Here is a 22,157-nt window from a genome sequence, read left to right as displayed (position 1 = left end):
ATGAACGTCATGGATACCCGCGCCACCTCGGCCATGCTCTATCTCGACGGCGTGCACGTCTCGTTCGACGGCTTTCACGCCATCAACAATCTGTCGCTGACGCTCGCGCCCGGCGAGATGCGCGCTATCATCGGCCCGAACGGCGCCGGCAAGACCACGATGATGGACATCATCACCGGCAAGACCAAGCCGGACGAGGGCACGGTGCTGTTCGACGGCACCGTCGACCTGACCCGGCTCGACGAGACCCGTATCGCCGAGCTCGGCATCGGCCGCAAGTTCCAGAAACCGACGGTGTTCGAGAGCCAGACCGTGCAGGACAACCTGCTGCTCGCGCTCAATGTCGATCATTCCGTGCGCGGCACGCTGTTCTGGCGCAGCAGCAAGGCCGAGTCCGAGCGCATCGACAAGGTGCTCGAGACCATCCGCCTGACCGATGCGCGCAACCGCCTCGCCGGCAGCCTGTCGCACGGCCAGAAGCAGTGGCTCGAGATCGGCATGCTGCTGGCCCAAGACCCGAAGGTGCTGCTGGTCGACGAGCCGGTCGCCGGCATGACCGATGTCGAGACCCATCTGACCGCGGAGCTTCTGAAGGAGATCAACAAGAACCACACCATCATGGTGGTCGAGCACGACATGACCTTCGTGCGCGAGCTCGGCGTCAAGGTGACCTGCCTGCACGAAGGCACGGTGCTCGCCGAAGGTTCGATCGACCAGGTGTCGTCGAACGAGCGGGTGGTCGAAGTGTATCTGGGGCGCTAGCGCGATGCTGAAGATCGACAACATCAACCTCTATTACGGCGCGGCGCAGGCACTGCGCGGTGTGTCGCTGACCGCCGAGCCCGGCAAGGTCACCTGCGTGCTCGGGCGCAACGGCGTCGGCAAGACCTCGCTGCTGCGCGCCATGGTCGGGCAATACCCGATCGCCTCCGGTGCGATCAATTTCGACGGCAAGGACATCACCGCGCTAAAGCCCTATGAGCGGGCGCGGCGCGGCATCGGCTTCGTGCCGCAGGGCCGCGAGATCTTCCCGCTGCTCACGGTGGAAGAAAACCTCAAGACCGGCTTCGGCCCGCTGAAGCGCGAAGACCGCAACATCCCCGATGACGTGTTCTCGCTCTTCCCGGTGCTGCAGACCATGCTGGGCCGCCGCGGCGGCGACCTTTCCGGCGGCCAGCAACAGCAACTCGCGATCGGCCGCGCGCTGGTGATGCGGCCAAAGCTTCTGCTGCTCGACGAGCCGACCGAGGGTATCCAGCCCTCGATCATCAAGGACATCGGCCGCGCCATCTCCTATTTGCGCAACCTCGGCAACATCGCAATCGTGCTGGTCGAACAATATCTCGACTTTGCCTGCGAACTCGGCGACAGTTTTGCCGTAATGGACCGGGGTGCGGTGAAATATGCCTGCGACCGCGCGAACCTCGATCCCGCAGAGATCAGCCGTCAGATGGCGCTGTGAACAGGATGTGACGCCGCTTCGCGCGGCGTGCGTGAGGGAGCGTCGGAGGAATGCGGACCGGGATCGCAGGCGCGGCAGCGGCGACGTTCGCGGCAAACCGCGCCCAGGGTGCTGTCAGGTTCGGCGTGCATCGCAAGGATGGCGCCACCCGCCGCGGCGACCTGCATGAGTCGGGCTCGCTGCGCGTCCGCTTTCCATCGCCGGAGGACGACGGCCTCTCGGCCATGTTAGTCAACACCGCCGGCGGCATTGCCGGCGGCGACCGCTTCGACATTGCCATCGCAGCCGGCGAGGGCACCCGCCTGACGCTGACTACGGCAGCGGCGGAAAAGGTCTATCGTGCGCCGGCAGCGCCGGCTCGGCTCGATATTGCGCTGAAGGTCGCGGACGGTGCGCATCTCTCCTGGCTGCCGCAGGAGACAATCCTGTTCGACCGCGCACGTATTGTCAGGAGCTTCGACATCGATCTTGCGGAAGGCGCTTCGTTCCTGCTCTCCGAGATCGTCGTGTTCGGCCGTGCTGCGATGGGCGAGACCATGGGTCACGGCGAATTCGTCGACCGCTGGCGGATGCGGCGCGGCGGCCAGTTGGTGTTCGCCGAGACGATCCGGCTCGACGGCGAGATCGGCGAGAAGCTCGCACGGCCCGCGATCGCGGGCGGCGGCTGCGCAATCGGCACGGCGCTGATCGTGCCGGGCGACGAGGCCTTGATCGAGCATATCCGCGAGGCGTCGGACAGCTTCGGCGGCGAGGTCGGCATCTCCGCCTGGAATGGCTTTGCAATGGCGCGCTTCTGTGCCCAAGATGCGGCCCGGCTGCGCGCCGATATGATGACGGTGCTCGGCCGCGCCTCCTTGGTCCCGCTGCCGCGGCTGTGGCTCAACTAGACCTCATCAGAACGATCAGAGTGCTCGCATGAATTTGTCTCCCCGCGAAAAGGACAAGCTCTTGGTCTCGATGGCCGCCATGGTGGCGCGCCGCAGGCTGGAGCGCGGCGTCAAGCTGAACCACCCGGAGGCGATCGCGCTGATCACCGATTTCATCGTCGAGGGTGCGCGCGACGGCCGCACCGTCGCCGATTTGATGCAGGCCGGCGCCAAGGTCCTGACCCGCGATCAGGTGATGACCGGCATCCCCGAAATGATCCACGACATCCAGGTCGAGGCGACATTCCCCGACGGCACCAAGCTCGTCACCGTGCACGAGCCGATCCGATAGTCACGAGCGTCATTCCGGGGCGGCCGGAAGGCCGAACCCGGAATCCAGAGATTGTTTAAGGAGATTCCGGGTTCATGCTTCGCATGCCCCGGAATGACGAGGAGAAGGACATGATCCCCGGCGAACTCTTCATCAAGGACGGCGAGATCGAGCTCAATGCCGGCCGCAAGACCGTGACGCTGTCGGTCGCCAACACCGGCGACCGTCCGATCCAGGTCGGCTCGCACTACCATTTCTTCGAGACCAACCCGGCGCTGAAATTCGACCGCAAGAAAGCCCGCGGCATGCGCCTCGACATCGCCGCCGGCACTGCCGTCCGCTTCGAGCCCGGCCAGACCCGCGACATCAAGCTCGTCGCACTCGCCGGCAAGCGCGTGATCTACGGCTTCCGCGCCGAGGTGAAGGGGAAGCTTTAGGCCCGATGCTGCCCGCGCTCCGCATGGTCTCCGAGGCTGCCGAGCTCGCCGCGCGCCGTCATAACGGGATGGCGCGCAAGGGGCGGGGGAGCGAGCCTTACATCAATCATCTCGCCGAGGTCGCAAACCTGCTGGCGCAGGTGACCGATGGCGCCGATGCCGAACTGGTCGCGGCAGGCTGGCTGCACGACACCATCGAGGATACCGGGACCACGCGTGAGGAGCTCGCGCAAAAATTCAGCGAACGTGTTGCCTCGCTGGTGGTCGAATGCACCGACGACATGAGCCTGCCCAAGGCCGTGCGCCGGCAAAGGCAGATCGACGACGCGCCGCATAAATCGCCCGATGCAAAGCTGATCAAGACCGCCGACAAGGTCAGCAATATTGGCGCCCGGATCGTGCCGCATCCAAGCAAGGATGAGCGCGCCGATCTCGCCGATTATGCGGCCTGGGCCGGCAGGGTTGTTGCCGGTTGCCGGGGGATCAATCCGCGGCTCGACCGCATTTTTGACGACACCATTGCGCGCGCCAAGGCTGCGCTGGCAGAAACTGGGGGCTGATATGTCCGTGAAGATCAAACGTTCCGTCTATGCCGACATGTTCGGGCCGACCACCGGCGACAAGGTGCGGCTTGCCGACACCGACCTGATCATCGAGGTCGAGAAGGATCTCACCACCTACGGCGAGGAGGTGAAGTTCGGCGGCGGCAAGGTGATCCGGGACGGCATGGGGCAGTCGCAGGTCACGAACGCGCAAGGCGCCGCCGATACCGTCATCACCAACGCGCTGATCGTCGATCACTGGGGCATTGTGAAGGCCGACGTCGCGATCAAGGAGGGCATGATTGCCGCGATCGGCAAGGCCGGCAATCCGGACATCCAGCCCAATGTGACCATCATCATCGGGCCCGGCACCGATGTGATCGCAGGCGAGGGCAAGATCCTGACCGCCGGCGGATTCGACAGCCATATCCATTTCATCTGCCCGCAGCAGATCGAGCACGCGCTGATGTCCGGCGTCACCTCGATGCTGGGTGGCGGCACCGGCCCGTCGCACGGCACCTTCGCCACCACCTGCACGCCCGGTCCGTGGCACATGGGGCGGATGATCCAGTCGTTCGACGCCTTCCCGGTCAATCTCGGCATCTCGGGCAAGGGCAACGCGTCGCGCCCGGCGGCGCTGGTCGAGATGGTCAAGGGTGGCGCCTGCGCGCTGAAGCTGCACGAGGACTGGGGCACCACGCCGTCGGCAATCGACACCTGCCTGTCGGTCGCCGACGATTACGACGTCCAGGTGATGCTGCACTCGGACACGCTGAACGAATCCGGCTTCGTCGAGGATACGGTCAAGGCATTCAAGGGCCGCACCATCCATGCCTTCCACACCGAGGGCGCCGGCGGCGGCCACGCGCCCGACATCATCAAGATCGCAGGCCTGAAGAACGTGCTGCCCTCATCGACCAATCCGACAAGGCCGTTCACCCGCAACACCATCGACGAGCATTTGGACATGCTGATGGTGTGCCATCACCTCGATCCGTCGATCGCCGAGGACCTCGCCTTCGCCGAAAGCCGGATCCGCAAGGAGACCATCGCCGCCGAGGACATCCTGCACGATCTCGGCGCGCTCTCGATGATGTCGTCGGACTCCCAGGCGATGGGCCGGCTGGGCGAGGTCATCATCCGCACCTGGCAGACCGCCGACAAGATGAAGAAGCAGCGCGGCGCGCTGCCGCAGGACAAGGGCAACGACAACGACAATTTCCGCGTCAAGCGCTACATCGCCAAATACACCATCAACCCCGCAATCGCGCATGGCGTGTCGAAGCTGATCGGTTCGGTGGAGAAAGGCAAGCTCGCCGACCTCGTGCTATGGTCGCCGGCGTTCTTCGGCGTCAAGCCGGACTGCATCATCAAGGGCGGCTCGATCGTGGCGGCGCCGATGGGCGATCCCAACGCCTCGATCCCGACGCCCCAGCCGGTGCACTACCAGCCGATGTTCGCCGCCTTCGGCAAGGCGTTGACGGCGTCCTCGGTGGTGTTCACCTCGAAGGCCGCGGTCACCGGCGGCCTCGCCCGCAAGCTCGGGATCAGCAAGAAGCTCTACGCGGTGCAGAACACCCGCGGGAAAATCTCCAAGAAGAGCATGATCCACAACGATGCGACGCCGAACATCGAGGTCGACCCCGAGACCTATGAGGTACGCGCAGACGGCGAGCTTCTGACCTGCGCGCCGGCCGAGGTGCTGCCCATGGCACAGCGTTACTTTATGTTCTAAAACCGCTCCCGGTATCCAAAGCCATAACAGAAAACCGGGAGGAACTTCCGTGATTTACGTCGTAGCCACCCTGACCATCAAGCCCGAGTCCCGCGCCGAATTCATCGCCGCGGCGACCGCCTGCATCAAGGAAACCCGCAAGGAGCCCGGCAACATCGCCTATGATTTGCACGAGAGCGTCACCGACCACAGCAAGATGGTGTTCGTCGAGCAATGGGAGAATGCCGAGGCGCTGGTGCCGCATCGCGCAGCCGAGCACATGAAGACGTTCGGCCGTGTCGCCGTGAAGTGCATGGCCGCGCCGCCCAAGATCGAGGTGATCACGCCCGAGAAGGTCGACGTCCGCTAAGATAACAACAAGAACGGGACAAGCAGCATGATCTATGTGATCGCCACCACGCCGATGAAGCCGGAGAATCGCGACGACTTCATCAAGGGCCACAAGGCCTGCACGGTCGAGACCCGCAAGGAGAAAGGTTGCATCTCCTATGACGGCAATGTCAGCGTCAACGATCCCAACCTCTATGTGGTGGTCGAGCGCTGGGAGAGCCGCGAGGATCTCAACGCCCATGCCAGGGCGCCGCACATGAAGGTATGGCGCGAATATTCCGCGCAGATGAAGACCGGGCCGACGGTGATCGAGATCATCAGCGACGCCAAGGTCGAGAAGCTTTGAGGCATCGATGATCCGCGCAACCAAGGTTCTGGGACAGCATCGCTGGTCGGAAGCGGCGGCCGATACCGTCGTGCTCGATTTCGACGACCGGCACCGGCGGCGGATGGCGATGACCGGGACGCGCGGGCTCGAATTCCTGCTCGATCTCGAAAACGCCGTCGCGTTGCGCGGCGGCGATGCGCTGGTGCTGGAGGACGGCCGCCTTGTCGAGGTGGTCGCGGCTCCCGAGCCGCTCGCGGAAATCCGCGGCAGCGATCCGCATCATCTGATCCGGGTCGCCTGGCATCTCGGCAACCGCCATCTGCCGACGCAGATCATGCCGAAAGCCCTGCGCATCCGTCGCGATCACGTGATCGAGGCGATGGTCAAGGGGCTCGGCGCCCGTGTCATCGAGATCGAGGCGCCGTTCGATCCCGAGGGTGGCGCCTATGCCGAGCATGCGCATGCCGACGCGCACGCGCATGGTCATACCGGGCACGATCACGCTCATAGCCATGCGCACGATCATGATCATCATCACGGTGATGGACATCACCACGGGGATGGTCACCATCACGATGATGGTCATCACCATGATCACGCGCATGATCACGACCACCACCATCACGATGAGCATTGCGATCATGCTCATCATCACCACGACCACTCCCATGCTCATGACCGCAAATGAGCCTGATCCCGCCGCGGTGCGCGGCGGAATCACGGAGGATGAGGCAGCCGCGCTGTATCGACTGATGACGTGGCTGTCGCCGTCCTTTCCGGTGGGGGCGTTCGCCTATTCCAGCGGCATCGAATGGGCGGTCGAGGCCGGCGACATCACCGACGCCGCCTCGCTGCGCGGCTGGCTCGCGGCGATGCTCGCTGACGGCAGCGGATTTTGCGACGCCGTATTCCTGGCGCAAAGCCATCGCGCGGCGTCGGAGCACAACCACAGCGGGTTGAAGGAGACCGCCGAGCTCGCCGCGGCCTTCGTGCCGTCGCGCGAACGGCAGCTCGAGACCACGACGCAGGGACGCGCCTTCATCGAGATCGCCCGCGCGGCCTGGAATTCACCCGGCCTCGACGCGATGATCACGGCCTGCGATGGCGCGATCGTGTATCCGGTCGCGGTCGGCATCGTCAGCGCCGCGCATGGCATTCCGCTTGCGCCGTCGCTGCACGCCTTCCTGCACGCCGTCGTCTCCAACTGGATTTCTGCAGGCAGCCGGCTGATCCCGCTAGGCCAGACCGACAGCCAGCGCGTGCTGGCCGATCTCGAGCAGGTCGTTGCCGCAACCGCGGCGCGGGCCAGCGCGGCCTCGCTCGACGATCTCGGCAGCGCGACCTTTAGGGCCGATCTCGCCAGCCTGCGTCACGAGACGCAATATACGAGGCTGTTTCGGTCATGATGCGCAATCGAGCGACAATGCCAGCGCCGCGTCCTCAACCGTCGTCCCGGCGCAGGCCGGGACCCATAGCCACAGGCTTCTGGGGTTGTGCAACGCTGGGGCTCCAGCTTCTCGCAACAATTCAATTCGGTGGTAATGGGTCCCGGCCTGCGCCGGGACGACGATAACAGAGAGAGCTTCTCACATGCCCACTTCTCATGGCCCGTTGCGGGTCGGCGTCGGTGGTCCGGTCGGCTCCGGCAAGACCGCGCTGATGGACCTGCTCTGCAAGTCGATGCGCGAGCGCTACGACATCGCCGCGATCACCAACGACATCTACACCAAATGGGACGCCGAGTTTCTGGTGCGCTCCGGCTCGCTGACGCCGGACCGCATCGCCGGTGTCGAGACCGGCGGCTGCCCGCACACCGCGATCCGCGAGGACGCCTCGATGAACCTCGCTGCGGTCGCCGACATGCGGGCCAAATTCCCCGATCTCGACCTGGTGCTGATCGAATCCGGCGGCGACAATCTGGCGGCGACCTTCTCGCCGGAATTGGCCGATCTCACGATCTACGTCATCGACGTTGCCGCCGGCGACAAGATCCCTTCCAAGGGCGGCCCCGGCATCACGCGATCCGACCTCCTCGTGATCAACAAGATCGACCTCGCGCCCCATGTCGGTGCGTCGCTTGAGAAGATGGACACCGACGCCCGGCGGATGCGCGGCGAGCGGCCCTTCGTGATGACCAATCTGAAGAAGAGCGACGGCCTCGACCGCATCATCAGCTTCATCGAGACCAAGGGCGGCCTTCGGTCGCAAGCCGCAGGCAAGGTGGCCAAGGCACGTACGAAGGCGGGCTGACAAGGCAGGCTGACGTTAATCATTGTGGCAGACCGCTAGTGTCCTTCACCGTCACCCTGAGGCGCTCGCGTAGCGAGCCTCGAAGGGTGCACGGCCCCGCTGACCGGGCCGTTCATCCTTCGAGACGCGCTGCGCGCTCCCCAGGATGACGGTGAGGCAGTAGTCTGGGTGTCAAGCCGCCGCAAAAAAGCTGCGCAATCGCCGGAACAATTTCCAACTTTGACGATTAGCAACCTTTGGCGCCGCCAAAGACCGCCGGGTGGCGTCGTCGTTAATGTTGCCGACCGGCTCCTGTTGCGTACCGATGATCGCTATTCCATATTCCCTTGCGGTTGGCGCTCTTCGCACCCTGAGTTATCGCGGCCCCCGCAGAAGCCAGATGCTTTCCGTCCCCTTTCGCCACCCCCTGATTGCCGAGTAAGCGTGTGGTTCGACTGGGCTTCATCGTTGCCTTGATTGCACTGATCGGAGTTCTGCTCTCCGGTCTTGCCGCCTATCGGGTGCACGATCAGGAGCTCGCGATCGACGGTATCGCGCTGGCGCGGGCGATCGACGTCCATGCCAGCCTGGTGCAGGACCGGCTGACCGAGCGCGAGCTGCTGGCGCGGGTGGCCTCGGGCCTGTTCCGGACCCCGTCGATGGTGAAGGCCAACATGCTGCAGCCGCTGCGCTCGGCGATCTACGCGTTCAAGACCGATTTCGTGTTCGCCGCCTGGATCGCGCGGCTCAAGCCGGACGAACTGGCCGCGGCGGAGGCCGAGCTCAAGGCCAACGGCTTCACCAATCCAACCATCCGGGATTTCGATGACCAGGCGCTCGACCTCAAGGCGCTGGACAAGCCGATCAACGTGCTGATGGACGTCGAGCCGCGCAATCCCGAAACCCTGAGCATCCCGGGCCGCGCCTTCGACCGTCATTCGGTGGTTGGTCCGATGCTGGCGCGGGCGATGACAGACGCCAAGCCGGTGGCCTCGGACCCGGTGCCACTGCTGCGGCAGAACGGCCCGGTCGGCGTCGTGCTCGCGGCGCCGGTGTTCCAGGAGGGCGCATCCGAGCCGGCCGGCTTCATCACCTTTTCCTACGAGCTGTCGTCGCTGATGCTGACCAACGACGATTCCTCGCTGTTCGCGGTGGCGCTGAAGGATCCGCGCGATTCCAACGACGAGTTTACCGCCAACGAGCAGGGCATCGTCACCTCGCGCGCGGTGCGCCAGGACGGCCCGATGCCGTCGATGGTCCGCACGGTCACGTTCGGCGGCCGCGACTGGTCGCTCGACTATTACGCCAAGAGCAATGCCACGGTGCGTGCGCAGCAGACCGCGACCATCGTCGCGGCGATCGGCCTCGCGCTCACCGGCATCGTCTGCGGCCTGTTCGGCTATGTCGCCTACAACAATCTGCGCCTCAGCCGCGAGATCGAGGTCCGGATCGGTTTCGAGCGCCGGCTGACCGCTGTCATCGACGAGCTCAACCATCGGGTCAAGAACATCCTTGCGGTGATCCAGTCGATCGTGACCCGTACGCTGCGGCACGGCGCCGATATCGACGTCGCGCGCGAACTGTTGATCGGGCGCATCCATGCGATGTCGAACGTCGTCACGCTGCTCAGCGAGAGCCAGTGGCAGGGCGTCAAGCTGAAGGGCCTGTTCGAATCGCGCTCGATCCCGCATGCCGACCGGATCGCGGTGAACGGACCCGACATCACGGTGAGCGCGCGCGCCGCGCAATCGCTGTCGCTGTTGTTCTTCGAGCTCGCCTCGCACTCCGACGAAGGCCTGTCGCTGGTCGGCAAGCATCCGCACATCGTCGCCAATTGGGAGGTGGTCGGCGACGGCGAGGACGCGGTCTTCAATTTTCGCTGGGAGGAGTTCAACACCAGCCAGGCGACGCGGCGCGCGGACAGCGATTTCGGCCTGATCCTGCTCGACCGTGTCGCGCCGGAGGCGCTCGGCGGCACCGCGAAGCGCTACTTCACCGACGTCTCCTATGTCTACGAGCTGACTGCGCCGATGGACACCGTGGTCGACATGACCGAGCGCGACCGCACCGAGCAGATCTCAGCGCCGGTGCGCCCGGTGAAGAAGTAGCAGCTGCTGCCTCAGGTTGTGATACTCTGCCGCTGCCCGGATTGATCGAAGTCAAGCGCGCGCGAAGCGCCGGCATCATTCGTGACCGGCGCCGGTCATCCGTACTAACCCGCAACCGATTGTTAAAACTTCGTTGAACATGCTTCGGCATATACCGGGCAGGATACCGTCTGAGGACCCCGATGAGGCTTTGGGTCAGCCTGACCTTGCTTGTGGCAGTTTTGCCGGTAGGGCTGTCGCTTGCGCTGACCCCGGCGACGGCGCCCGGCGACCCTGCGACAATTCGTACCAGCTATCGCCGGCCGGAGGTCGTTCCCTTCCCGAGCAGCAATCCCTATTCGGAGGCGAAATCCGCGCTTGGGCAGATGCTGTTCTTCGATCCGCTGCTGTCGCGGTCGAAGACGCACTCCTGCGCGAGCTGCCACAGGCCAAGCCTGTCTTGGGGCGACGGCCTGCCGCGCGCCATCGGTGAGGACCCGAAAGGCCTGCCGATCCGCTCGCCGACGCTGATCGACGTGGCCTTTTTCGAGCCCCTCGGATGGGACGGCAAGTTCAAGGATCTCGAATCCGTGGCATTCGGCCCGATCCTGTCTCCCATGAACCTGAACATGACCGAGCCGGAATTGATCGCGCGCCTTGCGGCGATCCCTGGTTATGTCGATGCGTTCGGCCGCGCGTTCGGCGACGGTGCGATCACACGGCCGAGGATCGAGCAGTCGCTGGCGACCTTCGAGCGCTCCATCATTGCTGGCGAGGCGCCGTTCGACCGCTGGATCAAGGGCGACAATAGCGCGATCGGTGCATCAGCCCAGCACGGCTTTGAGCTGTTCAACGGCAAGGCGCGTTGCTCGGCCTGCCACAGCGGCCCGTCCTTCTCCGACGGATCGTTTCAGGATATCGGCACCGCCAAGGGGCATGACATCGGGCGCGGCCGTTTCTTTCCGACGTCGGCGAAGCTGAAATATGCGTTCAAGACCCCGACCTTGCGCGACGTCGCGCGCCGCGCGCCCTACATGCACGACGGATCGGTCGCGACGCTGGAAGATGTCATTGAGCTGTACAACAAGGGCGGGATCGAACGGCCGAGCCGATCGCCCGACATCAAGCCGCTGTCGCTGACGGCAGCCGAGAAGAAGGATCTCATCGCCTTTCTTGAAACGTTGACCGCCACCAATCCACCGGTGCCCGGGGTGCCCAAGCTGCCGCGATGACCGCGGCAGGGCTGTTGAGAACAAGGCTGTCGAGAACAGGACTCGCTCAGGCCAGGTGCGGCAGCGCAGCCCCCAGGAGGCCAAGTCCGACGATCAGGAAGGCACCCGCGCAGGTCTCCAGCGTCTCCACGCGCGAAGGATACGATTTGGTCAGGTAGGCGAGGGCCGAGCCCACCCCGATACTCACGACACTCAACGCTCCGAACATTGTACCGGCCTCCCGAACCGATTTGTCCGGATTTCAGTACGACAGTTGAATTGAGCTCCCGTGCCGGAATTAGCTAAAATTTGAGGGAACCGGCTGTAAAGACTGCACAAAGGGACGGGCTGGGCTGGTCCGTCGCAATTAACCACAATGCAACCAGCGGCTGTCCGGGGCAGGCGCAAAGCTTAAAATTTGATATAAGTTAAACAAGTCCTTAAGCGTGTGTGTGTGTGTGGGCGGTTGGTTCAATGTTTAGTGGATGGGCGCGAGATGCCGGATCGGCCGTGCGCTCCTTTTCTGCCACGTGCCTTGCAGCGGTTTTGTTTTGTGTCGTAGCCGCGCGCAGTGCCGAGGCGCATGTCAAATGGTTCTGTGCCTACGACGTCGCCGGCCAGCCGCGCGGACTCGAGAATGTCCTTTGCCTCGACTTTGAACTGCTGCTCGGCATCGCCGTCTTCTGGCTGTTTGCGGGCTGCGTGATCGAGCCGACGTCGCTGGGAGATGCGACGATCCGGGTGCTCGACCGCGTCACCGCGGGATTGCGGCTGCACACCGAGTTGATGATGCGTGCGGTCTGCGCGTTCTTCTTCATCTCGATCTGGGCCGTCGGCGGCATCCTGCTGACCCCCGAGTTGAAGACGTCGTCACCGCTGGTCGGCGCGCTGCAACTCGGTATCGCCGCCGGCATGCTGTCGCGACGCACGATGCCGCTGTCGGCCGCCGGGATGGCGATCCTGTTCGGAATCGGCGTCCAGGGCTACGGCGTCTTCCATCTCGCCGATTACCCGATCTTTCTAGGCGTTGCCGCCTATTTCGCGCTGGTCGGGCTGAACAAGGATCTGTTCGGAATCCGGCCGATCGACGTGATGCGGTACGCCGCGGCAGTGACGTTGATGTGGGCTTCGATCGAGAAATGGGCCTATCCGGAGTGGAGCTTCCCGCTCCTGATCGAGCATGCGTCGATGACCCTCGGCTTCGACAATGAGTTCTACATGCGCGCCGCGGGCATGGTGGAATTCACGCTCGCCTTCGCCTTGATCTGGACGCCGTTGATCCGGCGCTGCGCCGCCGCCGTGCTCGCCGGGATGTTTGTCAGCGCGTGCTTCGAATTCGGCAAGATCGACACGATCGGACATTCGGCGATCATCGCCGTCCTGTTTGCGATCGTGGCCGACAACAAGGTCCTGCAACGCGATCGTCGCCCGGCGTGGCTCGCCCCGGTCGCGCTCTGTGCCGCGCTGTCTCTGACGCTGTTCGTCTACTATTTCGGCCATGCCGCGATCTTCAAGACCTCGGTCCTGTAAGATCGTCGCGGTTTGAGCCTGGCTATTTGGCGACGTGGACGGCGAGCTTCATCTTCGGATGAATGCCGCACAACACGGTGTAGTCGCCGGGTACCGAAAAGGTGACGTCGAATTTGCTGCCCGGCTGCTGGTCGCCGGAGTCGAAGCTGAACGCCTCGGTGCTCAAATAAGCGTGATGCAACAGCTCGCCGTCATCGTTAACGAACCGTAAAACCTCGCCCCGCTTGATCGAGATTTCCGCGGGTTTGAATTCACGATCCTTCTGCGAAATGACGTAAGGGGCTGCACCCAAAGCGGCTCCGGTGAGCACTCCCGTGACAATCGCGGCCACAAATGGCACACGGCTGAACTGGCCGAGGCGCAAGCCGCGCAACAAGCCTGACTGCATGAGACCCCCGCCTGAACTTCGACCACCGGATACCGCTACCCAAGGCTGCAAAAGTCGCCTCAGGGATTACCTGTGAGGGTGATTATCGCCAGCTGATCTTAACGATTTCAGCATGAGTTCCAGTCACTACTAAGGCAATTTTGAGCAGACAGTCATTTTCCGCATGCGCTGCGCGTTTCTGCGTAGCTTGAGTACCGAGCACTACGGCGAAACGCGGGCATGGATAGCCTCTTGGGCAATCTCAAGGTGAAGAGCAGTGCGGCGCTTCGGTACGCAACCGGCCGCCTGTCGCGCTTTGCGCTGACGACGGGCTCGATCCGCGCCCAGATTCTGATCTTCTGCCTTGCGATGAGCGCCATTGCCGTCGCGCTCGGCGGATACTCCATCCTAGGCATCCGCCACGCCGGCGATCTGGTGGCCAAGACGTTCGACGAATCCCTGATGTCGATCAACTACGCCCGCGCGGCCGGCGCGGATTTCGCCGCGATGCGGGTCGCCTCGTCGCAGCGTCTGATGACGTCGGACCCGGAGATCCGTGCGAGCCTCGACAGCCAGATCGAAAAGCTCGCCAGGACGCTCTCGGAAGACCTGACGATCGCCGCCGATCGGTCGCAGTCCTCGCGGGCTGCGCAGGCCGCCGCCAAGGTTCAGGAAGCCGCCGACGCCTGGATGGAACTGCATCGCCGCGCGGTCGGCTCGTCGCTGGAGGCAAACCCGGCGTCCGATCCGCATGCATCGGGCACCTCGGTCGGCGACGTCGATCGCTATTCCAAGATCGTCGGCCAGCAGGTCGAGCTGCTGGTCAACTATACGGCTGGTGACGGCTTCCTGTTCCGGCAGAAGGCGCTCTCGACCATCAAGCGTGACCTGCAGCTCAACGTGGCCGGGCTGACCGTCGCGCTATTCCTGTCGGCACTGTTTTCATGGTTGCTGGCGCGCCGCATCATCGGACCGGTCGCCATTGCATCCCGCGCCGCGCGCAGCATCGCCGGCGGCGACCTCGATGCGACCGTCCCCAAGGGCGGCACCGACGAACTGGGCATCCTGCTGACCGCCATGGAAACGATGCGCGACAACATCAGGCGGATGGTCGATCAGGAGGTGTCGCAACGTCGCTCCGCGCAGGCGCGGCTTTCGGATGCGCTCGAAACGTCGCGTGAAGGCGTCGTGCTGCTCGATGCGGACGGCCAGATTGCCCTGGCCAACTCGCGCGCCAGCGAATTCATCCGTCTCTCGCCGCAGCTGCTGCAATCGGATCGACTGGAGGCTCCCGAGCTCGCTCCGACCGAAGGTGACATCGACGGTTTCGCGAGCGAAGCGCAGCTGTCCGACGGACGCTGGCTGCGCGTCAGCCGGAGCGAGACGCAGGAGGGCGGCGTCGTCCTCGTCTACAGCGACATCTCCGCGCTGAAGCAGCAGAAGGCAGAGCTGCATGAAACCAATCTGCGGCTCGATGCGGCGCTCACGCATATGTCGCAAGGCTTGTGCCTCTACAACAGCGAAGCGCGGCTGCAGGTCGCCAATCGCCGGTTCTGCGAGATCTTCGATATTTCGCCGGAGCTCGTCGTTCCCGGCATGACCATGGAGGACGTGCTCGACCTCAGCATCGCCGCCGGCAATCATGGCGATCGCACCGTCGCCGACCTGCTGGCCGAGCGCGAGCGATCGATGGGCCAGCAGGAGGGCGGCAACTATCTGCAGCATCTCAGCGATGGACGGATCATCGCCATCGCGCAACGGCCGACCTCCGACGGCGGCTGGCTCGTCACCTGCGAGGACGTCACCGAACAACAACGCGCCGAGTCGCAGATCGCGTTCATGGCCCGGCACGATGCCCTGACCAAGCTGCCGAACCGTACGCTGCTGGCCGAACGGATCGAGCTGGCGGTTGCTCAGGTCGGCCGTGGATTTGGCTTCGCGGTGTTCTGCCTCGACCTCGACAATTTCAAGCAGGTCAACGACACGCTAGGGCATCCGGTCGGCGACGAACTGCTCTGTGCGGTCGCGGACCGGCTCAACGCCTGCGTCCGTGAGGTCGACACCGTCGCGCGTTTGGGCGGCGACGAGTTCGCGGTCATTCAATGCGGCGTCCAGGGCGGAGACGAGGCCGAGCGCCTCGCTCGCCGCATCGTCGAATGCGTCGGCGCCCCGTACGAACTGAACGGGCATCGCGTCATCGTCGGATGTAGCGTCGGCATCTCGATGTCGCCGGGCGACGGCACCACCGGCGAGAAGCTTCAGAAGAACGCCGACGTCGCGCTGTACCGTGCCAAGATGGAAGGCCGGGGCACCTGGCGATTTTTCGAACCCGCGATGGACGCCAGTCTGCAGCGGCGCCGGGCGCTCGAGCTCGACCTTCGCGAGGCGATGGTCAAGGACGAGTTCTCGCTGTTCTACCAGCCGCTTTACGATCTCAATCTCGACCGCATCTGCGGCTTCGAGGCGCTGCTGCGCTGGCATCACCCGAAGCGCGGACTGGTGCCACCCGACCAGTTCATCCCGATCGCGGAAGAGATCGGGCTGATCTGCCCGCTGGGAGAATGGGTGCTCAATCGTGCCTGCGAGCAGGCCGTCACCTGGCCCAGCGAGATGAAGCTCGCGGTCAACGTCTCGGCGGTCCAGTTTCGCGACCCCGACTTCATCGACGTTGTTGTCAACGCGCTCGCGGCGTCAAAATTGTCGCCGCGCCGGCTGGAGCTCGAAATCACCGAGTCCGTCTTCCTCGCCAACAGCAACGAGACCCTTGCCACGCTGCACAAGCTGAAGGCGCAGGGGCTGCGCATTGCGCTCGACGATTTCGGCACCGGCTATTCATCGCTGAGCTATCTGCGAAGTTTTCCCTTCGACAAGCTCAAGATCGACAAATCCTTCGTGCGCGACGCGACGGCGACGCATGGATCGAAGTCGATCGTCCGTGCCGTCATCAGCCTCGGCAAAAGCCTTGGCATGACCACGATCGCCGAGGGCATCGAGACCGTCGAGCAGTTGAACCACATGCGGGCGGAAGGTTGCAACGAGGCCCAGGGCTTCCTGTTCAGCCATCCGGTCCCGGTGACCGAAATCGCGGCCAAGATCCTCGAATTGAGAAACGGCTTCAAGCCGGCCGCTGTCGAGAAGGCGATGGCGAGCTAACGCTGCGAAGAGGAGGCGTCTGCCGGTCGCGCGAACGTGATCTTGTTGATTCCCAACCAAAAAGGCGGCCCGATCAGGGCCGCCTTTTCGCATTTAACATCGGTCGCGTTCAGCCGCCATTGCCGCCGATCACGGCGCGCACGGTGTTGTCGGGGCCGAAATCCTCGGCGCTATCGACATAGAGCAGCGCACTCAGCTTCGATCGCGCACGGTTGACGCGGCTCTTGATGGTGCCGACCGCACAGCCGCAGATCGCCGCGGCATCCTCGTAGGAGAAGCCGGAGGCGCCGACCAGGATCAGTGCCTCGCGCTGGTCCTGCGGCAGCTTTTCGAGTGCGGTGCGGAATTCCTCGAACTCCAGGTGAGCGGTCTGCGACGGCTGGCTCTTCAGCGTCTTGGCATAGTTGCCCTCGGCGTCCTCCACCTCGCGCCGCCGCTTCCGGTAGTCGGAGCGAAACAGGTTGCGAAGGATGGTGAACAGCCACGCGGGCAGGTTCGAGCCAGGCTGGAACGAGTCGATATTGGCGATCGCGCGCAGCAGGGTCTCCTGCACCAGATCGTCGGCGCGGTCACCATTACCGGACAGCGAGATCGCGAACGCGCGCAGGCTCGGGACCGACGCAAGAATGTCGTCGCGAAGTTCATTCGTGAGAGGCATTAGTCCCCTCCATTGTTCTTGTCGGTATCACCACCCCCGGCGACGGCCGCCGCGGCAGCCTCGGGTCCGTCGAGTTTGCGGATCAGCTCCGCAAAGCGGTCGGGCACCCCCTGTCGCACCACGTCGTCGTACATGGCGCGAAGCTGGTGGCCGATTCTCGATTGAATCTCGGCGTTGAGACCGCCCTGCTTCTTTACTTCCTTCATGATGTGATCCACGCTTCCCCGGGAGTTAAGTCTCTGATTTCCAAGATGTTTCCTCGAAATTAGAGGCTGGCCGCGTTGCCTCGTCGGTCACGAGCTAATGCAAAGTTGCGCAGAAAGTTCCGGAAGGCTGGAACTATTTCGTGGAACTTTTTCGTCGTTCACGCGTAATCGGGGATGCAGGGGAACCGGGGGGGCCTCGAAATGGATGCGCCGCCCCCGGACAACGGGTTTCAGGCCGGCAGGCCTCACGAACAAGATGGAGTGGGAATGTCCCGATCGCAGATCGTTGCCGAACACCTTCCGCTGCTGCGCCGCTATGCCCGCGCACTGACCGGAAACCAGGCGTCGGGGGACGCCTATGTCGGGGCCATGCTCGAGGCCTTGTTGCAGGACGGATCGTTGCTGGACCAGGCGCACGGCCCGCGCGCCGGCCTGTTTCGGCTGTTCACCCAGATCTGGAATTCAGTGTCGGTGAACAATGACAATGCCGACGTGGCGACGCTGTCGCTGCCGCCGGAGCGCCGGCTTTCCAACATCACGCCGCTGCCCCGCCAGGCCTTCCTGCTGCTGTCGCTGGAGGGCTTTTCGGAGGAGGAGGTCGGCTACATTCTAGGCACCGACATCGCCGAGACGCGCAAGCTCACCGATGCCGCCGGCCGCGAGATGGCCGCCGAGATCGCCACCGACGTTCTGATCATCGAGGACGAGACCTTCATCGCCATGGACCTCGAGAGCCTGGTGAAGAATCTCGGTCACAACGTGATCGGCGTCGCGCGCACGCACTCCGATGCGGTTGCGCTCGCCAAGAACAAGAAGCCGGGCCTGATCCTCGCCGACATCCAGCTCGCCGACGGCTCGTCGGGCCTCGATGCGGTGAACGAGCTGCTGCGGACCTTCGAGGTGCCGGTGGTGTTCATCACCGCCTATCCCGAACGCTTCCTGACCGGCGAGCGGCCGGAGCCGGCATTCCTGATCTCGAAGCCGTTCCAGCCGGCCATGGTGTCGGCGGTGGCGAGCCAGGCGCTGTTCTTCCAGCGCAACTCGCGCAACCGTACACCGCGCGCGGCGTCGGCATGAAGTTCTGAAGCTGGTCGACTGATCCGGCGCATCGCAAGGTGCGCCGGATTTTTCTAGGGTGGCCTGCTATTTCGGTGTGACGCGGACCGGCATCGCGCTGAGCGCCCGCAGGCCCGAGCTGTCGCGGAAGGCTGTGGGGCCCGCAATGTCGAACTGCTTAACGCGGGCCGCGAGCGCTGCGATCACGGCCTCCGCCTCCAGCCGCGCCACCATCTGCCCGACGCAGCCGTGGATGCCGACGCCGAACCCCATGTGCCCGGACAACCGCCGTCTGACGTCGAACTGGTCGGCATGCTCCCAGCGCGTCTCGTCGCGGTTGGCGGAGGCGAGCCGCAGGAGCACCTTCTCGTGCTTGCCGATCCCAACGCCTGCGATCTCGGTGTCATGCGGCGTGGTGCGGAACACGAACGGCGCCGGTGAATCGAAGCGCAGCGTCTCGTCGAACGCCGCGCGCGACAGCGACGGATCGGCCGCGAGTAGCGCCCATTGATCGGGATGGCGCGCGAGCGTGTACAGCGCCATGCCGATCGCGCTGATCGTGGTGTCGAGCCCGGCCGAGAGCAGCGAACGCACCAGCAGCGGCGCTTCCTCCGCGCTGATCTCGCCGGCGTCGGCCGCCTCGTAGACCTGCGCGCCAAAGCTGCCCGGGCGCAGCGCCTCGCGCTGACAGCGTGCCGCGACCCAGGGCAGCACGCGGGGCGCTTCTTTCATCAGGTCGCGAAAATAGTCGTTCTCGGGTCCGAAGCCGGCGAACACCATCGCGCCATAGGTCAGGAAATTCTCGCGGCCTTCCTGGTCGATGCCGAGCGCGTCGGGAAACACGCTGACCGGAAATACCTCGGCGATGTCCTTGATCGCGTCGAACGATCCGCGCGCGACCAGCCCGTCGACCAGCCGTGCCGCCATCGCCTTGAAGTCATCCGCGAGCCGACGCATTGCGCCGGGCGAGAGGATGCGCGCCAGCACCGCGCGGGTCCGGGTGTGCAGCGGCGGATCGGCTTCCAGCACGATGCTCGGCGGCCGCCACGGCTTTTCCTTGAAGTGGTTGGCAAGCCCGGCGCCGCCGGCGTTGCTGAAGTTGAGATGGTCTCCGAAGATCGTCTTGACCTCGGCAAAGCGCGGCACCGCCCAGATGTCGTATTTGGTCAGGCGAATGACCGGCGCCGCGGCGCGCAGCTCCGCGTAGGTGCCGTAGGGATCGGCCCGCGTCGCAGGGCTGAACGGATCGAAATCGCTGCGGACAACCTCGCCGGCGAGGGGGCTCGCAAGGGCGCTCATTGCATCCTCCCGTCTTATGATCAATTAATTGACCATAGTCAATTAACTCGGCTATGGCAAGGGGAGCCTCGTTTCGATTCCATCGGAACGGAAAAGGCTCTAGGAAACGGCGATGTCGATCGAGGAGCGATCCAGCAAAGGCGGGCGGCGCTTTCAGCGCCGGGCACGGCAGGAGGCCGACAAGGAGGCGTTGAAGGCGCTGATCCTCGATACCGCGCGCAAGGAATTCGCCGCCGGCACGCTCGAGACCGTCTCGATCCAGAAGATCGCCGACGCGATCGGCTACTCCAAGGGCACCGTCCTCAAATATTATCCGACCAAGCTGCTGCTGCTGCTCGCTGTGAAGCAACAGAACCTCGAGGCGGTGGCCGAACAGCTCCAACGGGTCCGCGCGCAGACCGCCGACAGCGATCTCAGGCTGCGGCGCGTGATGGAAACCTATCTCGACTATTGGGCCGACAATCCCGATCACTTCCGTTCGCTGTTCTCGATGTCGGGAACGGTCGAGGACCGCCGCTTTCCCGACGGCGTCTATTTCGGCGAGACCGAGATCGCGCGCCGCAGCTACGAGCTGTTCGTCACGTCGGTGCGGGAATTCCTGGCGGCACATGGCGCCGAACCGCCGTCGGGCCTGCCGCAGCGGCTGGCGACTGCGCTGCTTGCGGCTGTGCATGGCGTGGTCGCACTTACGCTCGGCACGCCTACCATGAAACTGCCCGACATGCGCGGCACCGGCCGCCTCCTGATCGCGAGCCTGATCGATGCCTGGGCGAGCAAGCTTGCCGCCGCGCGGAAAAGCGAGGGCTGGCCGCGGATCACGATCGGCTCCTTCGCCTGACCAAGTGGTATTCGAAGGTACACGCTGGATCGTTCTCGCGTGCCACGCGCCCCGGCATGCGCAATGCGCTGTGGAATCACGCCTGTCTGCCTGCTAAGCGCGGCCCATGGACACGACTCAACGCGACAGAACAGTCGGTTTTCTCTGCCTGGTCATCACGGCGTTCGGCTGGGCCCTGAACTGGCCGCTGATGAAGCTGTTGCTGCAGCAATGGCCGCCGCTGTTCGCCCGCGGGCTCGCCGGCACCTGCGCGGCGGTGATCCTGGGCACGCTGGCGCTGGCCCGCGGCCAGTCGCTGACCGTGCCGCGCGAGGCGATCCCGCGGCTGTTGTTCGCCTCCTTCACCAATGTCTTCGCCTGGATGGGCTTTGGCACCATCGCGATGAAATTCGTCACCGTCGGCGAGGGCGCGCTGTTGGCCTACACGATGCCGATCTGGGCGATGCTGTTCGCCTGGCCGGTGCTGCACAGCCGTCCGACCTTGCGGGACCTCGCCGCGCTGGTGCTCGGCGTCGCCGGCGTTGCACTATTGCTTGGCGGCAATGGCTTTGCCTTCAGCGCCGGCAAGCTCACCGGAATTGCGCTGGCGCTCGCCTGCGCCATCCTCTTTGCGCTCGGCAATGTGCTGAACCGCAAGCCGCTGCCGATGCCGCCGCTCGCGGTGGTCGCCTGGCAGGTCGGCATCGGCTGTCTCGTGATGCTGTTGCTCGGCATTCTCTTCGAGCACCCGAACTACGCCGCGATCACGCCGTTCGGCCTCGGCTGCTTCGCCTACATGACGCTGATGCCGATGGGCATCTGCTACCTCACCTGGTTCGAGACGCTGCGCCGCCTGCCGCCGACATCGGCGTCGACCGGCATGCTGCTGGTACCTGTCATCGGCGTGGTGTCGGCGGCGATCATCCTCGGTGAGCCCTTGGGCCTGCGCGAGATCGGCGCCATGGCGCTGACGCTCGGCGGCGTGACGCTGGCGCTGCAGCGGGCCTGAGCGCACGGCGGACGGAACCGACGTTCGCGAGGCGCGTTCTCCCCAAAAGGGAGCTTGGCCATGCGAAAGGCAATCGCGCGGCTTGATGCGGAGCAGAAGGCGCAGCTGCTTTATCTCGCGGATCTCGGCACGGCGATGTTCTCGTCGGCGCTCGTGGTCTCGATCCTGAAGGGGATTGTGGACCTCTTCGTCGCGGCTTGAGCCGCGACAGTCCTGCGCGCCAACGCGCCGCTATTCCTCTTGCGGTGCGTCCCCTTGGGTGTGCCCGTCCGGCCCCCGATTAAACACCCCATACTCGCTCGATTTGACCCCGGCTCCCCCATCGATGCCGTTGCCGGCCAGACCGAGCTTGAGCAGCTCGCGAACCGCCGCAGCACGGGTCGGCATGCGGTGCTTGAATCGGAAATCGTCGAGGGCAGCCAATTCCTCGGGTGACAACATGACTTGAAGACGTTCAGCGCGAAGCTCATTCATCGCAAATCGCCCAGAATTAGTTAGTTGAGT

26 protein-coding genes are annotated in these 22,157 nt (G+C 64.4%); 20 read left to right on the top strand and 6 right to left on the bottom strand.

The window, feature by feature from the left end; translation table 11 throughout:
* The 14 genes from urtD to K359_RS0101460 all read left to right on the top strand — a co-directional run bounded on the left by urtD (window position 1) and on the right by K359_RS0101460 (window position 11,579).
* Complete coding sequence (urtD, locus tag K359_RS0101525; RefSeq protein WP_029077745.1) at window positions 1-762, top strand: urea ABC transporter ATP-binding protein UrtD; 762 nt, start codon at window positions 1-3, stop codon at window positions 760-762.
* Between the two features lie 4 nt (window positions 763-766).
* On the top strand, window positions 767-1,462 hold the full coding sequence (urtE, locus tag K359_RS0101520; protein WP_029077744.1) for an urea ABC transporter ATP-binding subunit UrtE: 696 nt from the start codon (window positions 767-769) through the stop codon (window positions 1,460-1,462).
* 50 nt (window positions 1,463-1,512) lie between these two features.
* Complete coding sequence (locus K359_RS0101515) at window positions 1,513-2,349, top strand: urease accessory protein UreD (RefSeq protein WP_029077743.1); 837 nt, start codon at window positions 1,513-1,515, stop codon at window positions 2,347-2,349.
* A 28-nt stretch (window positions 2,350-2,377) separates the two neighbouring features.
* A complete protein-coding gene (locus K359_RS0101510; RefSeq protein WP_029077742.1) occupies window positions 2,378-2,680 on the top strand; it encodes an urease subunit gamma in 303 nt (100 codons plus the stop codon).
* Window positions 2,681-2,790: 110 nt separating this feature from the next.
* Window positions 2,791-3,096: an urease subunit beta gene (locus tag K359_RS0101505; RefSeq protein ID WP_029077741.1), complete on the top strand. Its 306-nt coding sequence runs from the start codon at window positions 2,791-2,793 to the stop codon at window positions 3,094-3,096.
* 5 nt (window positions 3,097-3,101) lie between these two features.
* Window positions 3,102-3,656, top strand: a complete 555-nt coding sequence (locus K359_RS0101500) for an HD domain-containing protein (RefSeq protein WP_029077740.1) — start codon at window positions 3,102-3,104, stop codon at window positions 3,654-3,656.
* A 1-nt stretch (window position 3,657) separates the two neighbouring features.
* Window positions 3,658-5,373 (top strand): urease subunit alpha, encoded by a 1,716-nt coding sequence (ureC, locus tag K359_RS0101495; protein WP_029077739.1) that lies wholly within the window; start codon window positions 3,658-3,660, stop codon window positions 5,371-5,373.
* A 49-nt stretch (window positions 5,374-5,422) separates the two neighbouring features.
* A complete protein-coding gene (locus K359_RS0101490) occupies window positions 5,423-5,722 on the top strand; it encodes a putative quinol monooxygenase (RefSeq protein ID WP_029077738.1) in 300 nt (99 codons plus the stop codon).
* A gap of 27 nt (window positions 5,723-5,749) precedes the next feature.
* Window positions 5,750-6,049 carry a putative quinol monooxygenase gene (locus K359_RS0101485; protein WP_029077737.1) on the top strand — a complete coding sequence of 100 codons (300 nt, stop codon included), beginning with the start codon at window positions 5,750-5,752 and terminating at the stop codon, window positions 6,047-6,049.
* Between the two features lie 7 nt (window positions 6,050-6,056).
* Entirely contained in the window at window positions 6,057-6,719 is a 663-nt protein-coding gene (gene ureE, locus K359_RS58525; RefSeq protein WP_084518230.1) for an urease accessory protein UreE, read from the top strand.
* Window positions 6,700-7,437 (top strand): urease accessory protein UreF, encoded by a 738-nt coding sequence (locus K359_RS0101475; protein WP_029077736.1) that lies wholly within the window; start codon window positions 6,700-6,702, stop codon window positions 7,435-7,437. Before ureE ends, K359_RS0101475 begins: the two co-directional genes overlap by 20 nt.
* A gap of 184 nt (window positions 7,438-7,621) precedes the next feature.
* Complete coding sequence (gene ureG, locus K359_RS0101470; RefSeq protein WP_029077735.1) at window positions 7,622-8,281, top strand: urease accessory protein UreG; 660 nt, start codon at window positions 7,622-7,624, stop codon at window positions 8,279-8,281.
* 425 nt (window positions 8,282-8,706) lie between these two features.
* On the top strand, window positions 8,707-10,368 hold the full coding sequence (locus K359_RS0101465) for an HWE histidine kinase domain-containing protein (protein WP_029077734.1): 1,662 nt from the start codon (window positions 8,707-8,709) through the stop codon (window positions 10,366-10,368).
* Between the two features lie 182 nt (window positions 10,369-10,550).
* A complete protein-coding gene (locus K359_RS0101460) occupies window positions 10,551-11,579 on the top strand; it encodes a cytochrome-c peroxidase (RefSeq protein ID WP_029077733.1) in 1,029 nt (342 codons plus the stop codon).
* Between the two features lie 46 nt (window positions 11,580-11,625).
* Here K359_RS0101460 and K359_RS63110 read toward each other — a convergent pair whose 3' ends face one another.
* Complete coding sequence (locus tag K359_RS63110) at window positions 11,626-11,766, bottom strand: hypothetical protein (protein ID WP_165123014.1); 141 nt, start codon at window positions 11,764-11,766, stop codon at window positions 11,626-11,628.
* 338 nt (window positions 11,767-12,104) lie between these two features.
* Here K359_RS63110 and K359_RS0101450 point away from each other — a divergent pair, with 338 nt between their 5' ends.
* Window positions 12,105-13,088, top strand: coding sequence for a hypothetical protein (locus K359_RS0101450; RefSeq protein ID WP_029077732.1), 984 nt, complete (start codon window positions 12,105-12,107; stop codon window positions 13,086-13,088).
* 22 nt (window positions 13,089-13,110) lie between these two features.
* Here the strand turns inward: K359_RS0101450 and K359_RS50845 are convergent, their stop codons facing one another.
* Window positions 13,111-13,476, bottom strand: coding sequence for a methylamine utilization protein (locus tag K359_RS50845; RefSeq protein ID WP_029077731.1), 366 nt, complete (start codon window positions 13,474-13,476; stop codon window positions 13,111-13,113).
* Between the two features lie 219 nt (window positions 13,477-13,695).
* On the opposite strand from K359_RS50845, the gene K359_RS0101440 reads away from it, so the two are divergent.
* On the top strand, window positions 13,696-16,608 hold the full coding sequence (locus tag K359_RS0101440; RefSeq protein ID WP_051345935.1) for an EAL domain-containing protein: 2,913 nt from the start codon (window positions 13,696-13,698) through the stop codon (window positions 16,606-16,608).
* A gap of 109 nt (window positions 16,609-16,717) precedes the next feature.
* Here the strand turns inward: K359_RS0101440 and K359_RS0101435 are convergent, their stop codons facing one another.
* Window positions 16,718-17,266, bottom strand: coding sequence for a sigma-70 family RNA polymerase sigma factor (locus K359_RS0101435; protein WP_029077729.1), 549 nt, complete (start codon window positions 17,264-17,266; stop codon window positions 16,718-16,720).
* Entirely contained in the window at window positions 17,266-17,472 is a 207-nt protein-coding gene (locus K359_RS0101430; protein WP_029077728.1) for a NepR family anti-sigma factor, read from the bottom strand. The genes K359_RS0101435 and K359_RS0101430 overlap by 1 nt, the downstream gene beginning before the upstream one ends.
* Window positions 17,473-17,739: 267 nt before the next feature.
* Here K359_RS0101430 and K359_RS0101425 point away from each other — a divergent pair, with 267 nt between their 5' ends.
* Window positions 17,740-18,549 (top strand): response regulator, encoded by an 810-nt coding sequence (locus K359_RS0101425; protein WP_029077727.1) that lies wholly within the window; start codon window positions 17,740-17,742, stop codon window positions 18,547-18,549.
* 66 nt (window positions 18,550-18,615) lie between these two features.
* Here K359_RS0101425 and K359_RS0101420 read toward each other — a convergent pair whose 3' ends face one another.
* Window positions 18,616-19,827 (bottom strand): cytochrome P450, encoded by a 1,212-nt coding sequence (locus K359_RS0101420; protein WP_029077726.1) that lies wholly within the window; start codon window positions 19,825-19,827, stop codon window positions 18,616-18,618.
* 112 nt (window positions 19,828-19,939) lie between these two features.
* Here K359_RS0101420 and K359_RS0101415 point away from each other — a divergent pair, with 112 nt between their 5' ends.
* The 3 genes from K359_RS0101415 to K359_RS61025 all read left to right on the top strand — a co-directional run bounded on the left by K359_RS0101415 (window position 19,940) and on the right by K359_RS61025 (window position 21,854).
* Window positions 19,940-20,665 (top strand): TetR/AcrR family transcriptional regulator, encoded by a 726-nt coding sequence (locus K359_RS0101415; protein WP_029077725.1) that lies wholly within the window; start codon window positions 19,940-19,942, stop codon window positions 20,663-20,665.
* 106 nt (window positions 20,666-20,771) lie between these two features.
* Window positions 20,772-21,653 (top strand): DMT family transporter, encoded by an 882-nt coding sequence (locus K359_RS0101410; protein WP_029077724.1) that lies wholly within the window; start codon window positions 20,772-20,774, stop codon window positions 21,651-21,653.
* A gap of 60 nt (window positions 21,654-21,713) precedes the next feature.
* The gene (locus K359_RS61025; RefSeq protein WP_156928304.1) at window positions 21,714-21,854 is read left to right on the top strand and encodes a hypothetical protein; all 141 of its coding nucleotides are present in this window, start codon (window positions 21,714-21,716) and stop codon (window positions 21,852-21,854) included.
* Between the two features lie 30 nt (window positions 21,855-21,884).
* Here the strand turns inward: K359_RS61025 and K359_RS0101400 are convergent, their stop codons facing one another.
* The gene (locus tag K359_RS0101400) at window positions 21,885-22,127 is read right to left on the bottom strand and encodes a hypothetical protein (protein ID WP_029077723.1); all 243 of its coding nucleotides are present in this window, start codon (window positions 22,125-22,127) and stop codon (window positions 21,885-21,887) included.
* Between the last annotated feature and the right edge of the window lie 30 nt (window positions 22,128-22,157).

The sequence above is a fragment of the Bradyrhizobium sp. th-b2 genome, assembly GCF_000426785.1.
Taxonomy (GTDB): domain Bacteria; phylum Pseudomonadota; class Alphaproteobacteria; order Rhizobiales; family Xanthobacteraceae; genus Bradyrhizobium; species Bradyrhizobium septentrionale.
The sequence above is the reverse complement of the archived record's forward strand: the minus strand, read 5'-3'. Positions and strand labels throughout refer to the sequence as shown.

Bases quoted from the DNA above. Each gene is read 5' to 3' on its own strand.
- urtD (WP_029077745.1), top strand. From the start codon at position 1: ATGAACGTCATGGATACCCGCGCCACCTCGGCCATGCTCTATCTCGAC.
- urtE (WP_029077744.1), top strand. From the start codon at position 767: ATGCTGAAGATCGACAACATCAACCTCTATTACGGCGCGGCGCAGGCA.
- K359_RS0101515 (WP_029077743.1), top strand. From the start codon at position 1,513: ATGCGGACCGGGATCGCAGGCGCGGCAGCGGCGACGTTCGCGGCAAAC.
- K359_RS0101510 (WP_029077742.1), top strand. From the start codon at position 2,378: ATGAATTTGTCTCCCCGCGAAAAGGACAAGCTCTTGGTCTCGATGGCC.
- K359_RS0101505 (WP_029077741.1), top strand. From the start codon at position 2,791: ATGATCCCCGGCGAACTCTTCATCAAGGACGGCGAGATCGAGCTCAAT.
- K359_RS0101500 (WP_029077740.1), top strand. From the start codon at position 3,102: ATGCTGCCCGCGCTCCGCATGGTCTCCGAGGCTGCCGAGCTCGCCGCG.
- ureC (WP_029077739.1), top strand. From the start codon at position 3,658: ATGTCCGTGAAGATCAAACGTTCCGTCTATGCCGACATGTTCGGGCCG.
- K359_RS0101485 (WP_029077737.1), top strand. From the start codon at position 5,750: ATGATCTATGTGATCGCCACCACGCCGATGAAGCCGGAGAATCGCGAC.
- ureE (WP_084518230.1), top strand. From the start codon at position 6,057: ATGATCCGCGCAACCAAGGTTCTGGGACAGCATCGCTGGTCGGAAGCG.
- K359_RS0101475 (WP_029077736.1), top strand. From the start codon at position 6,700: ATGCTCATGACCGCAAATGAGCCTGATCCCGCCGCGGTGCGCGGCGGA.
- ureG (WP_029077735.1), top strand. From the start codon at position 7,622: ATGCCCACTTCTCATGGCCCGTTGCGGGTCGGCGTCGGTGGTCCGGTC.
- K359_RS0101460 (WP_029077733.1), top strand. From the start codon at position 10,551: ATGAGGCTTTGGGTCAGCCTGACCTTGCTTGTGGCAGTTTTGCCGGTA.
- K359_RS50845 (WP_029077731.1), bottom strand. From the start codon at position 13,476: ATGCAGTCAGGCTTGTTGCGCGGCTTGCGCCTCGGCCAGTTCAGCCGT.
- K359_RS0101440 (WP_051345935.1), top strand. From the start codon at position 13,696: ATGGATAGCCTCTTGGGCAATCTCAAGGTGAAGAGCAGTGCGGCGCTT.
- K359_RS0101435 (WP_029077729.1), bottom strand. From the start codon at position 17,266: ATGCCTCTCACGAATGAACTTCGCGACGACATTCTTGCGTCGGTCCCG.
- K359_RS0101430 (WP_029077728.1), bottom strand. From the start codon at position 17,472: ATGAAGGAAGTAAAGAAGCAGGGCGGTCTCAACGCCGAGATTCAATCG.
- K359_RS0101425 (WP_029077727.1), top strand. From the start codon at position 17,740: ATGTCCCGATCGCAGATCGTTGCCGAACACCTTCCGCTGCTGCGCCGC.
- K359_RS0101420 (WP_029077726.1), bottom strand. From the start codon at position 19,827: ATGAGCGCCCTTGCGAGCCCCCTCGCCGGCGAGGTTGTCCGCAGCGAT.
- K359_RS0101415 (WP_029077725.1), top strand. From the start codon at position 19,940: ATGTCGATCGAGGAGCGATCCAGCAAAGGCGGGCGGCGCTTTCAGCGC.
- K359_RS0101410 (WP_029077724.1), top strand. From the start codon at position 20,772: ATGGACACGACTCAACGCGACAGAACAGTCGGTTTTCTCTGCCTGGTC.
- K359_RS61025 (WP_156928304.1), top strand. From the start codon at position 21,714: ATGCGAAAGGCAATCGCGCGGCTTGATGCGGAGCAGAAGGCGCAGCTG.
- K359_RS0101400 (WP_029077723.1), bottom strand. From the start codon at position 22,127: ATGAATGAGCTTCGCGCTGAACGTCTTCAAGTCATGTTGTCACCCGAG.